Source organism: Micromonospora sp. NPDC004336 (genome assembly GCF_053602615.1).
Window position 1 is genome coordinate 1 of record NZ_JBSGDY010000056.1, and the last position, 13,006, is coordinate 13,006.

Consider the following 13,006-nt stretch of genomic DNA (forward strand, 5'->3'; position numbering starts at 1 on the left):
GGCCGAACGGCGGGAGCTGGGCTTCCCGCCGGCGGTGCGGATGGCCAGCGTGACCGGGCCGCCGGCGGCGGTGGCCGACCTGTTGGCGGAGGCCCGGCTCCCGGCCGAGGCCGAGCTGCTCGGCCCGGTGCCGGCCGACGGGGAGCGGGAGCGGATGCTGGTCCGGGTGCCGCGGGCCCGGGCGGCCGCGATGGCCGGTGCGCTGCACTCGGCGGCCGGCGTGCGCACCGCGCGAAAGGCCGCCGACCCGGTCCGCCTCCAGGTGGATCCGCTGAGCCTCTTCTGACGATTCCGCAGGCCGCGCCGGCCGTGATCTGCCGCACGGTCGCGCCGGCGTCGCCGTTCGACCGGGCCGGGCGTCGCACGCCGTGTCCGGGGGGAGGCCGGCGGGTGGGTGATAGCATCGCCCGTCATGCCCGGGCGTACGAGGGCTCCGAGTCGCGGCGCGGCGCCAGTTCGCGCCGAGCCGGGGTCGTCGCGGGATCGCGCGACGGTGGCGGGAGCGCGGCGGTCCGGCGCGGTGTCGATGATGTCAGTCAGCCGGTGATCAGGGGTGGACCAGTCGTGACCGTTCGTCAGTCGATCGTCTTCAATGGTGACCTCGGCAGCGGCAAGAGCACCGTCTCGGTGGAGATCGCCGAGCGGCTCGGCCTGCGTCGGGTGAGCGTCGGCGACCTCTACCGGCAGATGGCGCAGGAGCGGCAGATGACGGCGTTGCAGCTCAACCTGCACGCCGAGCTGGACCAGGCCGTCGACGGCTACGTCGACCAGCTCCAGCGGGACATCGCCGCCTCCGGGGAGCGGCTGGTCATGGACTCCCGGCTGGCCTGGCACTTCTTCACCGACGCCCTCAAGGTGCACATGATCACCGAGCCGGGCGAGGCGGCCCGCCGGGTGCTCGCCCGCCCCTCGGGCCCGGCGGAGAGCTACGCCTCGCTGGAGGAGGCCAAGGCCAAGCTGCGGGAGCGCAGCGAGAGCGAGCGGGGCCGGTTCATCGTCCGCTACGGCGTGGACAAGGCCCGGCTGCGCAACTACGACCTGATCTGCGACACCACCCGCGCCCCGGCCGCCGAGGTCATCGAGCACATCGTCGACGCGTACGAGGGCCGGCTCTGCGCCGACGTGCTGCGCGACGCCCCGCCGCTGCTGCTGCTCGACCCGGCCCGGGTCTACCCGACGGAGGACGTCGCCGCCCTGCGCGACCTGTGGGACTCGGAGTTCGTCGCGGAGGTGGGCGCGGGCGGCGACGAGGCGCTGGAGCCGCTGCGCATCGGCTACACGGGGGAGTACTTCTTCGTCGTCGACGGGCACCGCCGGCTCAGCGCCGCCCTGCAGAACGGCTTCCGCCTGGTGCCGGCCCGGCTCGTGGCGGAGGTGGACGAGCCGGTCGTCGGCGGGATGAGCGCGGTCGACTACTTCGCCGCCCAGGTCCGGCCCGGCCTGATCCACGACTGGGAGGCCGCCCACTCCATCGAGCTGCCGCTTCCCGAGCACGCCCTGCTCGGCGGCGGCGCGGTGCTGGCGGGGGAGCCGGGCGCCGGCGTCTGACCCGGCCACGGCCGGCACCGGCGGCGAGGGGCCGACCCGCCCGCGCCGGCGGTCCGCCGCCACGACTCCGGGCCGGCCGACCCGGCCGGCGGGGCAGCCGCCGGGCGGCGTACGGGGCATGATGAAGTCGTTCGATTCCCGTCGGGAGGATGGACGATGGACGCTGCCGAGGCCGTCGGCCTGCTCATGTCGCCGCGGGGCCGGGTCGACCCCTATCCGACGTACGAGCGGCTGCGCGCCCACGGGCCGGTGGTCCAGGCCGGGCCGGCGATCTACGCGGTGACCGGCTACGCCGAGGCCGACGAGGTGCTGCGCGACCCTCGGTTCGGGGTGCTGGACGAGCCCCTGCGCGACCAGTTCCTGCCCGGCTGGCGCGACAGCCCCGCCATCACGTCGATCTCCCGGTCGATGCTGCGCACCAACCCGCCCGACCACAGCCGGATGCGCCGGCTGGCGGCCGGCACCTTCACCCCGCGCCGGATCGCCGCCATGCGGGACGTGGTGGCGGCCCAGGCCGACGAGCTGGTCGACGCGATGGCGGCGCGGGGCGCCGGCGGGGAGCCGGTCGACTTCCTCACCGAGTTCGCGTACCCGCTGCCCGTGGGGGTGATCTGCACGCTGCTCGGCGTGCCGGCGGCGGACCGGCCGCTGTTCCGGCGCTGGGCGGCGGACCTGACCGGCGTCCTGGAGCCGGAGATCACCCCGGACGAGCTGGCCGTGGCCGACCGTGGCGCGACGGAGCTGCGCGACTACTTCGCCGAGCTGGTGGCGGCCCGCCGGCGCGCGCCCGCCGACGACCTGACCACCGCGCTCGTGCAGGCCCACGACGCCGACGGCGGCCGGCTCTCCGGCGACGAGCTGCTGGCCAACCTCGTGGTGCTGCTGGTCGCCGGCTTCGAGACGACCACCAACCTGCTGGGCAACGGCCTGGTCGTGCTGCTGGGGCACCCGCGCGAGGCCGACGCGCTGCGGGGGCACCCGGAGTTCGCCCCCGGCCACGTCGAGGAGCTGCTCCGCTACGACTCGCCGGTGCAGCTCACCACCCGGATCAGCGACGCGCCGGTGACCGTCGGCGGCGTCGAGGTGCCCGCCGGCGCCTGGGTGCTGGTGCTGCTCGGCGCCGCCAACCGGGACCCCCGGCGCTACCCGGAGCCGCAGCGGTTCGACCCGTGGCGCCCGCAGAGCCACCCGCTCTCCTTCGGCGCCGGGCCGCACTACTGCCTCGGGGCCGGCCTGGCCCGGCTGGAGGCGCAGGTCGCCTTCCCACTGCTGCTGCGCCGGCTGCCCGGGCTGGCGCTGGCCGGCCGGCCCCGGCACCGGGCGCGGTTGACCCTGCGCGGCTACGAGACCCTTCCGGTGACCATCGACACGCAACCGGCCCCGCCGCATCCCGGTACGCCGGCCGGGGCGGCTCCCGGCACTCCGTAGACTGGTACGGCACCACGCCGTCCAGCCGAAGGAGCCACGCCGAGTGACCGTCCAGCCCATCCGTCTGTTCGGGGATCCGGTGCTGCGCACGCCGGCCGATCCGGTGGTCGACTTCGACGTCGAGCTGCGCAAGCTCATCGCCGACCTGACCGACACGATGCGCGAGCAGAACGGCGCCGGCCTGGCCGCGCCGCAGCTCGGTGTGGGCCTGCGGGTGTTCACCTTCGACGTCGACGACGTGCTCGGCCACCTGGTCAACCCGGTGCTGGAGTTTCCCGACGAGGAGGAGCAGGACGGCCCGGAGGGCTGCCTGTCCATTCCGGGGCTCTACTTCGACACCAAGCGCCGGCAGAACGTGATCGCCAAGGGCTTCAACGGCTACGGCGACCCGCTGCAGATCGTCGGCACCGGCCTGATGGCGCGCTGCGTGCAGCACGAGACCGACCACCTCGACGGGGTGCTCTTCGTGGACCGGCTGGACCCGGCCGGGCGCAAGGAGGCGATGAAGGCGATCCGCCAGGCGGAGTGGTACGACCCGGCCGCCCCGCCGACGGTCAAGCTCAACCCGCACGCCTCCAGCAGCCCCTTCGGCCTGGGTCGGTGAGCCGCCCGTGCGCGTGATCTTCGCCGGCACCCCGGCCGTCGCCGTGCCCGCCCTGGCCGCCGTGGCGGCCTCCCGCCACGAGCTGGTCGCCGTGGTCACCCGACCGGACGCGCCCGCCGGGCGTGGCCGGGGGCTGTCCCGTTCCCCGGTCGGCGCCTGGGCCGACGAGCACGGCGTCGAGGTGCTCACCCCGGCCCGCCCCCGCGAGCCCGAGTTCCTCGACCGGCTGCGCGAGCTGGCCCCGGACTGCGTCCCCGTGGTGGCCTACGGCGCGCTCGTGCCGCCGGCCGCCCTGGAGATCCCCCGGCACGGGTGGATCAACCTGCACTTCTCGCTGTTGCCGGCCTGGCGCGGGGCCGCGCCCGTCCAGCACGCGGTGCTGCACGGCGACGAGCTGGCCGGCGCCAGCGTCTTCCAGCTCGAGGAGGGCCTGGACACGGGCCCGGTCTTCGGCACGCTCACCGACGAGATCCGCCCGGCCGACACCTCGGGCGACCTGCTGGAGCGGCTGGCCCACTCCGGCGCGGGCCTGCTGGTCGCCGTCCTCGACGCGATCGACGACGGCACCGCGCGGGCCGAGCCGCAGCCCGCCGACGGGGTGTCGCTGGCGCCGAAGCTGACGGTGGAGGACGCCCGGGTGCGCTGGTCGGATCCGGCGTTCGCGGTGGACCGGCGGATCCGGGCCTGCACGCCGGCCCCCGGGCCGTGGACGACGTTCCGGGGCGAGCGGGTCAAGCTCGGCCCGGTCGTGCCGGTGGCCGACGGCCCCGAGCTGAAGCCGGGCGAGCTGCTCGTCGAGAAGTCCCGGGTGCTGGCCGGCACGGCCACCGCGCCGGTGCGGCTCGGCGAGGTGCGGGCCGCGGGCAAGCGGGCCATGCCGGCGACGGACTGGGCGCGTGGCGCCCGGGTCGGCGCGGGGGAGGAACTCGCGTGACGGGCCCCGAGCGGGCCGCCGGCGACCGTTTCCCCGGCGACCGACGCGGCGAGCGGGCCGGCGGCGACCGGCCCGGCGGTGGGCGCGGCGAGCGCCCGACGGACGGCCGGCGCGGCGAGCGGCCGGCGCAGGGCGGCCGGTGGGGCGCCCGCCCCGGCGGCGACCGGCGCGAGGGCGGGCGTCGCCCGGCCCGACCGGCCGCGGACCTGCCGCGCCAGGTGGCGTACGAGGCCGTCGCGGCGGTGCACCGGGACGACGCGTACGCCAACCTCGTGCTCCCGTCGTTGCTGCGCGACGCCGGGCTGGCCGGCCGGGACGCGGCCTTCGCCACCGAGCTGACCTACGGCACGCTGCGCCACCTCGGCACCCTCGACGCGATCCTCACCGACGCCGCCGGGCGGGACGTGCAGCGCATCGACCCGCCGGTGCGCGACGCGCTGCGGATCGGGGCGTACCAGCTCCTGCACACCCGGGTGCCGGCGCACGCGGCCGTCTCCTCCACCGTCGACCTGGTCCGCGCCGTCGGTCCCGGCGCGACGGGGTTCGCCAACGCGGTGCTGCGGGAGGTCGCCGGCCGGGACGCCGACGCCTGGGTGGCCAAGCTCGCCCCGCCGATGGAGAGCGACCCGGTCGGGCACCTCGCGCTGGCGTACAGCCATCCGCAGTGGATCGTGCGGGCCTTCGCCGAGGCGCTCGGCGGCGACCTCGGCGAGACCGCCCGGCTGCTCATCGAGGACAACGAGCGCCCGCCGGTGCACCTGTGCGCCCGGCCGGGGCTGGCCGACCCGATCGAGCTGGCCGACGAGGTCGGCGGCGCCCCGGGGGCGTTCTCCCCGTACGCCGTCTATCTCTCCGGCGGCGCGCCCGGCGACCTGCCGGCGCTGGCGGAGGGCCGGGCCCACGTCCAGGACGAGGGCTCCCAACTGGTGGCCAACGCCCTGGCGGTGGCCCCGCTGGACGGCCCGGACGGGCGCTGGCTCGACCTGTGCGCCGGCCCGGGCGGCAAGTCCGGCCTGCTCGGCGCGCTCGCCGCGCAGCGGGACGCGCGGCTGACCGCCGTCGAGGTCTCCGAGCACCGGGCCCGGCTGGTCGCGCAGGCCACCCGGGGCCTGCCGGTGAACGTGCTGAACACCGACGGCCGCACGGTCGGCGCCGACCCGAAGCTGCCGGAGGCGCACTTCGACCGGGTGCTGGTCGACGCCCCCTGCACGGGGCTGGGTTCGCTGCGTCGCCGGCCGGAGTCCCGCTGGCGGCGCGAGCCGTCGGACCTGCCGCCGCTGACCCGGTTGCAGCGTGAGCTGCTCACCGCGGGGCTGCGGGCGGCCCGCCCGGGCGGCCTGGTGGCCTACGTGACGTGTTCCCCGCACACCGTGGAGACGCACGTGACGGTGACCGAGGCGGCCCGCCGCTCCGGCGTGCCGGTCGACTTCGTCGACGCCCGGCCGCTGCTGCCGGCGGGGATGCCCGGTCTCGGCGACGGGCCGACGGTGCAGCTCTGGCCGCACCGCCACGGCACCGACGCGATGTTCCTGGCGGTGCTCCGCCGGGGCTGACCGGCGCCGCGGTCGGGCTCGCCGCGCCGACCCGAGGATCTGCCGATCGTGCCGGCCCGCCCGGCGGTGACCGCCGCGCGCCGGGTGGGCCGGGCCGCGGCGGGCTCCGGGGTGGTCACCGGCCGGTGACCACCCCTGCGGTCAGGTGACCGGCAGGCCCTTCGTGCCGGCGCCCTTCATCGACCGGGTCAGGTTGCGGTCGCTGACCCAGAGGAAGCACTGCACGCCCCGGTTGCCGTTGCGCCACTCCCGCTCGAAGGGGTGGTAGAAGATGGTGCCGGCCCGGTACTGCAGGTCGCTGTTGTTCGGCACCCGGGCGTACCTGGCGATCAGCGCCCGGCAGGCCCGGTGCACCTTCATGCTGTCGCGGGTGAAGGCCTGGTAGCTGGTGTCCGGGGCCCGCCACACGCCGACGAACTCGGCGTGGTGCTTGCTGGTGCAGGCCACCGGCACCATCTCCCGGACGTCGTCGTCGCTGACCTTCGGGTTGAAGCACCGGTGGGCCAGCGGGGCCGCGCCGGTCAGGGCGCCCTTCAGGCTGCCCGTGCGGGCCTTCGCGTTCGCCTCGTCGAGGCTGGTCCGCTCGCTGAGGTCGCAGCGGAACCAGCGGGCGCCGCCGTCCCACGCCCCCGGCGACGGCAGCACCACGCTCAGCCCGAGCCGGCCGGAGCGCCAGTCCGCGCCGACCGCCTCGTTGGCCTTCGTGTCGCACTCGGACCGGGCGGCACGCATGCCGGCCGAGCCGGCCGGCGGGGGAGTGGTGCGCTCGGCCGCCGCCCCGGTGAGCGTGCCGACGTGCACCGTCTCCGCCCGATGGGACGCGGCGCAGTCGACCGGGTTGTAGGCGGTGAGGTAGCCGACCTCCTGCACGACCGAGTGACAGACGCCGGCGGCCGGGACGAAGGCCTGCGGGGCGGCGGGCGCCGGCCAGTCGTCGGTCAGGTCGCCGTCGGTGCCGGCAGGGGTGCCGCAGCCGGCGAGCGCCAGGGCCGCCACCGCGCCGGCCGCTACCGCGGCCCACCTCCGTCGCATCGCCCGACCTCCCGCCGATCGTGGTCCGGCGGGCGTGGAGGCGGCCGGACACGCCACGGTGCGGCAGCATACGGCACTCCGCTCAGATCGCGGGGAGTCCCTTGGGGCCGACGCCGCGCATGGAACGGGTCAGCTTCCGGTCGTCGCTCCACAGGAAACACCGCACCCCGCGGTCGCCCTCGTTCCACTCCCGCTCCGACGGAGGATAGAAGATCGAGCCGGCCCGGTACGGCAGGTCGCTGTTGTTGGGCACGCCGGCGAAGGTGGCGATCAGCGCCATGCAGCGCGTGTGCGTCTGCCGGTGGGCCCGCCGGAACTGCGCCCAGGTCATGTCGCGTTCGGCGTACACGCCGACGAACTCGGCGCGGTGCGGCTCCGTGCAGAGCACCGGGGCCAGGTAGTTGAGGTGCTGGCCGATCAGCTTCGGATCGAAGCAGCGGTGGACCAGCGGCGAGTCGCCGATCATCGCGCCGCGCAGGCTGCCCGTGCGGTTCACCGGGCGGGTGTCGTCGATGCTGTCGGTCTCGCTCAGCTCGCAGCGGAACCAGCGGGCGCCGGCGCGCCACGCGGGCGCGGACGGCAGGGCGATGTTCAGGGTGATCCGGGCGGAGTGCCAGTCGCCGCCGAGCACCTCGCGGGCGCGCTGGTCGCACTCGACGCGGGCGGGGCGCAGCCCGGGCGACCCCGGGGCGGGCCGGTCGCCGGACGCGGCGGCGCCGGTGAACGTGCCGACGTGGACGGCCTCGGCGAGGTGGTTGCGGGAACAGTCGACCACCTCGTGGGTGTCGGCCCGCACGGTCGCGGTGAGCCGGGGAAGGCAGGTGTCCGCCGGCGGCACGAACAGCCGCGGCGCACCCAGCGCCGGCCAGTCGTCGGTGAGGTCGCCGTCGGACCCGCCCGGCCCCGCGCAGCCGGCCAGCAGGACCGTCACCGTGCCGGCCAGCGCCAGCGCCGCGAGCCACCGTCGCATCGTCCGCCCTTTCCGGGAGCTGACGCCTCGACCGCCCGCGCGCCCTCGCGGGTCGGCGGCGGTCGTCTCCGTCCCCCGTGGAGTCTCGCCGCCCCGCCGCCGTCCGGCCAGTCGCCGCCGGCACTTCGTCCGGTTCCGCCCCGCCCGGACGGCAGTTCCGCACCAGCGGTCACCGTCGGGTCACCCGGCGTCCCGGCCGGTGGCGCTGTGGGGGCCGCCGGCCGCGTTCGTACACTGGCCCGGTGACCGTACCGCCGCCGATCGTCGCGCCCAGCATCCTCGCCGCCGATTTCGCCCGCCTCGCCGAAGAAGTCCGCGCCGTCGAGAACGCCGCGGACTGGTTGCACGTGGATGTCATGGACAACCACTTCGTGCCCAACCTGACCATCGGGCTGCCCGTGGTGCAGAGCCTGCGGGCCGCCACCGAGCTGCCCTTCGACGTGCACCTGATGATCGAGGACCCGCGCCGCTGGGCCCCCGGCTACGCCGACGCCGGGGCGTACAACGTCACGTTCCACGCCGAGGCGTGCGACGACCCGGTGGCGCTGGCGAAGGACCTCCGCTCGGCCGGCGCCAAGGCCGGGCTGGCGATCGACCGGGACACCCCGATCGAGCCGTACCTGGAGCTGCTGCCGAGCTTCGACACGCTGCTGATCATGACGATCAAGGCCGGCTTCGGCGGGCAGCGCTTCATCCCGCAGCTGCTGGACAAGGTGCGCGCCGCCCGCCGCCACGTCGACGCCGGCCACCTCGAGCTGCGCATCGAGGTCGACGGCGGGATCGCCGCCGACACCATCGAGCAGGCGGCCGCCGCCGGGGCGGACGCGTTCGTCGCCGGCACCGCCGTCTACGGCGCCGACGACCCCGCCGAGGCCGTCCGGAAGCTGCGGGCACTCGCGGAACGCGCCGCCCCCGGGGCCTGACGTGGAGCCCGCCGGCGACCGCAAGGACGTCATCCTCGTCGTCGACGACGACGAGGACATCGCGCGCTTCGTCGAGTTCAACCTGCGGCTGCACGGCTTCGAGGTGATCCACGCCGGCGACGGGCAGGAGGCGCTCGAGGTGATCGAGCGCCAGCGTCCCGACCTGGCGGTGGTCGACCTGATGATGCCGCGCGTCGACGGGCTGGAGCTGACCCGGCGGCTGCGCGCCGACCCGATGACCTCGGCCCTGCCGGTGATCATGCTGACCGCCAAGGGCATGACGGTGGACAAGGTGCACGGGCTCAGCGCCGGCGCCGACGACTACCTGGTCAAGCCCTTCGACACCGCCGAGCTGGTGGCCCGGGTCAGCTCGACCCTGCGGCGCAACAAGGAGTTCCGCGAGGTCTCCCCGCTGACCGGGCTGCCCGGCAACAGCCGGATCCGCCGGGAGATCTCCGACCGGGTCCGCAGCGGCGTCGACTACGCCGTCGGCTACATCGACATCGACCGGTTCAAGAGCGTCAACGACCGGTACGGCTTCGTGCGCGGCGACGACTTCATCTCCGCCCTGGCCCGCAGCCTGCACCGGGCGGTGGTCTCGGTGGGGTTGCCGCCGGCCTTCCTCGGCCACGTCGGCGGCGACGACTTCGTCATCGTCTGCACCCCGGAGCAGGTCCGGCCGCTCACCTCCCGGGTCTCCGCCGACTTCGAGACGGCCGCCGACTCGCTCTACGACCCCGCCGACGCCGCCCGCGGCTACGTGGAGCTGAAGGACCGTCGGGGCAACATCCGGCGCGCCGCCCTCGTCACCCTCTCCATCGGCGTCTCCATCTCCGACGCCAACAAGCGGTTCACCGACCCGCTGGAGGCGATCGCGGTGGCCTCCGAGATGAAGACGGTGGCCAAGAGCCAGCCCGGCTCGTACGTGGCGGTGGACCGGCGGCGCGGGGTCACGTGAGCGGATATTCCCGCTGTGAAGTAGCTCGCCTCGGTGGCGACACCTCCCGTCGGGCGTGTAAGACTGCCGGTGTACCCACCACGCGCTGGCGGGACTCGGTGTAATTCCGAACCGGCGGTGATCCACGGCGTGACCGTGGTAAGCCCGCGACCCGGTCGGCCTCGTGCCGCCCGGTGGACCTGGTGAGAATCCGGGGCCGACGGTTGGGAGCGGGCAACCCCGCCCCCAGACAGTCCGGATGGGAGACAGCGCGCGGGACGGACGGGCCCTGCCCGGCCGCTGGCCTCAGCGTGCCGTGCGCGCCCCCCGGGGCGGCTGCGCCGTACCCGGACTCCGCCGCCGCACGCCCGCGGCCCACGCCGTTGCCTCCCGTGCCCGCCCGCGCGCCGACCGGCGAGTGAGAGGGCAGGGCATGGCCGGCGTCTCCGTGGACGAGGCGATGCGTCGCGCGGTGGAACTCGCCGCGCGCGGTCTCGGCACGACCAGCCCCAACCCGGTGGTCGGCTGTGTGCTGCTCGACGCCGACGGCCAGGTCGTCGGCGAGGGGTTCCACGCCTACGCCGGCGGGCCGCACGCCGAGATCGTCGCGCTCGCCCAGGCGGGGGAGCGGGCCCGCGGCGGCACCGCCGTGGTCACCCTGGAGCCCTGCGACCACACCGGCCGCACCGGCCCCTGCAGCACCGCGCTGGTCTCCGCCGGTGTCGCCCGGGTCGTCATCGCCGTGCCCGACCCCAACCCGGTCGCCGCCGGCGGGGCCGCCACGCTGCGCGCCGCCGGGGTCCAGGTGGACCTGGGGGTACGCGCCGTCGAGGCGGAGGCCGGCAACATCGCCTGGCTGACCTCGATGCGCCGCGGCTGGCCGTACGTGATCTGGAAGTTCGCCGCCACCCTGGACGGCCGGTCGGCGGCCGCCGACGGCACGAGCATGTGGATCACCTCCGAGGCGGCCCGGATGGACGTGCACGCGCTGCGCGGCACCGTCGACGCGGTGATCGCCGGGGTGGGCACGGTGCTCACCGACGACCCCCGGCTCACCGCCCGCAACCTGCGCGACGGCACGCTCGCCATCCGCCAGCCGCTGCGGGTGGTGGTGGACTCGTCGGCGCGTACGCCCGCCGACGCCCGGGTCCGCGACGGCGCGGCCCGCACGTGGATCGCCACCGCCGCGGAGGTCGGCGTCGGGCCCGACGGCCGGGTCGACCTGCCGGCGCTGCTCGCCACGCTGCACGGGCGCGGGGTCCGCGCGGCGCTGCTGGAGGGCGGCCCGACGCTGGCGGGCGCGTTCCTCGCCGCCGGCCTCGTCGACAAGATCGTCGGCTACGTCGCGCCCCGGCTGCTCGGCGCCGGCCCGACCGCCCTGGTCGACGCCGGTGTGACCACCATCGCCGAGGCCATCGACCTGGAGTACGTCGACGTTACGCAGATCGGACCCGACCTGCGGATCACCGCGCTGCCCCGGAAGAGGGAGGGCTGACATGTTCACCGGCATCGTCGAGGAGTTGGGTGAGGTCGTCCGGATCACCGAGACGGCGGGTGACTCGGCGCTGGTCGCGGTCCGTGGCCCGCTGGTCACCTCCGACGCCCGGCACGGCGACTCGATCGCGGTCAACGGCGTCTGCCTGACCGTCGTCGACGTCGCCGACGGGACCTTCACCGCGGACGTGATGGGGGAGACGCTGCGCCGCTCCGCGCTGGGCGCGCTGCGGGCCGGCGACCCGGTCAACCTGGAGCGGGCCGCCGCGCTCGGCAGCCGCCTCGGGGGGCACCTGGTGCAGGGGCACGTCGACGGCGTCGGCGAGGTGCTCGCCCGGGAGCCGGCCGCGCAGTGGGAGACGGTGCGGTTCCGGCTGCCCGCAGCCCTCGCCCGGTACGTGGTGGAGAAGGGCTCGATCACCGTCGACGGCGTCTCGCTGACCGTCGCCGGCGTCGGCCCCGACTGGTTCGCCGTCGGGCTGATCCCGACCACCCTGAAGCTGACCACCCTCGGCGCCCGGCGCGTCGGCGACCCGGTCAACCTCGAGGTGGACGTCCTCGCCAAGTACGTCGAGCGGCTGCTGGGAGCGCGCCTGGGCGAGCCCGGTCCCGCCGACGCCGGCCCGCCCGGCGGGCTCCCGGCCACCGACGTCACGGTCGCCGGCCTGCCGGGCACGGCCACGACGGGTGGGGTCGCGTGATGGGCCCGCTCGGGTGGCTGCTCGACGCGCAGGTGAGCGTCGCCGGCTCGCCGGTGCTGGTCCGGGAGGTCGTCGGCAACGGGTTCGGCCTGGCCTCGGCGCTGCTCGGCATGCGCCGGCTGGTGTGGGCCTGGCCGGTCGGCATGATCGGCAACGCGCTGCTGCTCACCGTCTTCCTGGGCGGGGTCTTCGCCACCCCGCAGGCGCACGACCTGTACGGGCAGGCCGGCCGGCAGGTGTTCTTCTTCGCCGTCAGCCTCTACGGCTGGTGGCGCTGGTCGCGCACCCGGCGGCGGGGCGCCGACGGCGACCGGGCCGCCGTGGCGCCCCGCTGGGCCACCGGCCGCGAGCGGCTGGGCCTGCTGGCCGTCGCCGCCCTCGGCACCGCCGCGTTCTATCCGGTGCTCGCCGCGCTGGGCTCCTGGGGGCCGCTGCCGGACGCCTGGATCCTCACCGGCAGCCTGCTGGCCACGTACGGCATGGCGCGCGGCTGGGTGGACTTCTGGCTGATCTGGATCGCCGTCGACGCGGTCGGCGTGCCGCTGCTGCTGCGCGGCGGCTTCTACCCCTCGGCGGCCATGTACCTCTTCTACGGCGCCTTCTGCGCCTGGGGCCTGGTCAGCTGGTGGCAGACCTCGCGGGTCGCCCGCCCGGCGCCCGCCCCGATCCCGCCGACCTACTCGGAGGCCGTCGCATGAGCAAGCGGAGCGAGCGAATCATCAGGCTCAGTGCGGTGGTGCCTCATGGCGGCACGGAGCGAAGCGGAGTGGCGGCATGAGCAAGCGGAGCGCGCGAATCATCAGGCTCAGTGCGGTGGTGCCTCGTGGCGGCACGGAGCGAAGCGGAGTGGCGGCATGAGCAAGCGGAGCGAGCGAATCATCA

Annotated in this window: 12 protein-coding genes, 1 pseudogene and 1 riboswitch; of the genes and pseudogenes, 11 read left to right on the forward strand and 2 right to left on the reverse strand. The window is 75.8% G+C overall.

Annotated features, from left to right (window positions below; translation table 11 throughout):
* From ACWENR_RS14555 to ACWENR_RS14580, 6 genes and pseudogenes are all read left to right on the forward strand, one after another.
* A pseudogene (locus ACWENR_RS14555) lies at nt 1-286 on the forward strand (primosome assembly protein PriA); the annotation flags it as partial.
* A gap of 278 nt (nt 287-564) precedes the next feature.
* Entirely contained in the window at nt 565-1,548 is a 984-nt protein-coding gene (locus ACWENR_RS14560; protein ID WP_452277481.1) for an AAA family ATPase, read from the forward strand.
* A 156-nt stretch (nt 1,549-1,704) separates the two neighbouring features.
* Nucleotides 1,705-2,976 (forward strand): cytochrome P450, encoded by a 1,272-nt coding sequence (locus ACWENR_RS14565; RefSeq protein WP_452277482.1) that lies wholly within the window; start codon nt 1,705-1,707, stop codon nt 2,974-2,976.
* Between the two features lie 43 nt (nt 2,977-3,019).
* A complete protein-coding gene (def, locus tag ACWENR_RS14570; RefSeq protein WP_350681795.1) occupies nt 3,020-3,580 on the forward strand; it encodes a peptide deformylase in 561 nt (186 codons plus the stop codon).
* Between the two features lie 7 nt (nt 3,581-3,587).
* Nucleotides 3,588-4,514 carry a methionyl-tRNA formyltransferase gene (gene fmt, locus ACWENR_RS14575; RefSeq protein ID WP_452277483.1) on the forward strand — a complete coding sequence of 309 codons (927 nt, stop codon included), beginning with the start codon at nt 3,588-3,590 and terminating at the stop codon, nt 4,512-4,514.
* Complete coding sequence (locus ACWENR_RS14580) at nt 4,511-6,067, forward strand: RsmB/NOP family class I SAM-dependent RNA methyltransferase (protein ID WP_452277484.1); 1,557 nt, start codon at nt 4,511-4,513, stop codon at nt 6,065-6,067. The genes fmt and ACWENR_RS14580 overlap by 4 nt, the downstream gene beginning before the upstream one ends.
* Nucleotides 6,068-6,208: 141 nt before the next feature.
* Here ACWENR_RS14580 and ACWENR_RS14585 read toward each other — a convergent pair whose 3' ends face one another.
* Both ACWENR_RS14585 and ACWENR_RS14590 read right to left on the reverse strand, forming a co-directional pair.
* A complete protein-coding gene (locus ACWENR_RS14585) occupies nt 6,209-7,099 on the reverse strand; it encodes a septum formation family protein (RefSeq protein ID WP_452277485.1) in 891 nt (296 codons plus the stop codon).
* Between the two features lie 82 nt (nt 7,100-7,181).
* Nucleotides 7,182-8,069 carry a septum formation family protein gene (locus ACWENR_RS14590; protein ID WP_452277486.1) on the reverse strand — a complete coding sequence of 296 codons (888 nt, stop codon included), beginning with the start codon at nt 8,067-8,069 and terminating at the stop codon, nt 7,182-7,184.
* Between the two features lie 242 nt (nt 8,070-8,311).
* Here ACWENR_RS14590 and rpe point away from each other — a divergent pair, with 242 nt between their 5' ends.
* The 5 genes from rpe to pnuC all read left to right on the forward strand — a co-directional run bounded on the left by rpe (nt 8,312) and on the right by pnuC (nt 12,822).
* Nucleotides 8,312-8,992 (forward strand): ribulose-phosphate 3-epimerase, encoded by a 681-nt coding sequence (gene rpe, locus ACWENR_RS14595; RefSeq protein ID WP_452277487.1) that lies wholly within the window; start codon nt 8,312-8,314, stop codon nt 8,990-8,992.
* A gap of 1 nt (nt 8,993) precedes the next feature.
* A complete protein-coding gene (locus ACWENR_RS14600) occupies nt 8,994-9,950 on the forward strand; it encodes a GGDEF domain-containing response regulator (protein ID WP_452277488.1) in 957 nt (318 codons plus the stop codon).
* A gap of 80 nt (nt 9,951-10,030) precedes the next feature.
* Nucleotides 10,031-10,204: riboswitch (FMN riboswitch) on the forward strand.
* A gap of 158 nt (nt 10,205-10,362) precedes the next feature.
* Nucleotides 10,363-11,424, forward strand: a complete 1,062-nt coding sequence (gene ribD / locus ACWENR_RS14605) for a bifunctional diaminohydroxyphosphoribosylaminopyrimidine deaminase/5-amino-6-(5-phosphoribosylamino)uracil reductase RibD (RefSeq protein WP_452277489.1) — start codon at nt 10,363-10,365, stop codon at nt 11,422-11,424.
* A 1-nt stretch (nt 11,425) separates the two neighbouring features.
* A complete protein-coding gene (locus ACWENR_RS14610; RefSeq protein WP_452277490.1) occupies nt 11,426-12,124 on the forward strand; it encodes a riboflavin synthase in 699 nt (232 codons plus the stop codon).
* Nucleotides 12,124-12,822 (forward strand): nicotinamide riboside transporter PnuC, encoded by a 699-nt coding sequence (gene pnuC, locus ACWENR_RS14615; protein WP_452277491.1) that lies wholly within the window; start codon nt 12,124-12,126, stop codon nt 12,820-12,822. The genes ACWENR_RS14610 and pnuC overlap by 1 nt, the downstream gene beginning before the upstream one ends.
* The last annotated feature ends 184 nt before the right edge of the window (nt 12,823-13,006 follow it).

What these genes read in the sequence shown, in the direction of transcription:
- ACWENR_RS14565 (WP_452277482.1), top strand. Translation starts at nt 1,705, where the DNA reads ATGGACGCTGCCGAGGCCGTCGGCCTGCTCATGTCGCCGCGGGGCCGG.
- ACWENR_RS14585 (WP_452277485.1), bottom strand. Translation starts at nt 7,099, where the DNA reads ATGCGACGGAGGTGGGCCGCGGTAGCGGCCGGCGCGGTGGCGGCCCTG.
- ACWENR_RS14590 (WP_452277486.1), bottom strand. Translation starts at nt 8,069, where the DNA reads ATGCGACGGTGGCTCGCGGCGCTGGCGCTGGCCGGCACGGTGACGGTC.
- ribD (WP_452277489.1), top strand. Translation starts at nt 10,363, where the DNA reads ATGGCCGGCGTCTCCGTGGACGAGGCGATGCGTCGCGCGGTGGAACTC.
- ACWENR_RS14610 (WP_452277490.1), top strand. Translation starts at nt 11,426, where the DNA reads ATGTTCACCGGCATCGTCGAGGAGTTGGGTGAGGTCGTCCGGATCACC.
- pnuC (WP_452277491.1), top strand. Translation starts at nt 12,124, where the DNA reads ATGGGCCCGCTCGGGTGGCTGCTCGACGCGCAGGTGAGCGTCGCCGGC.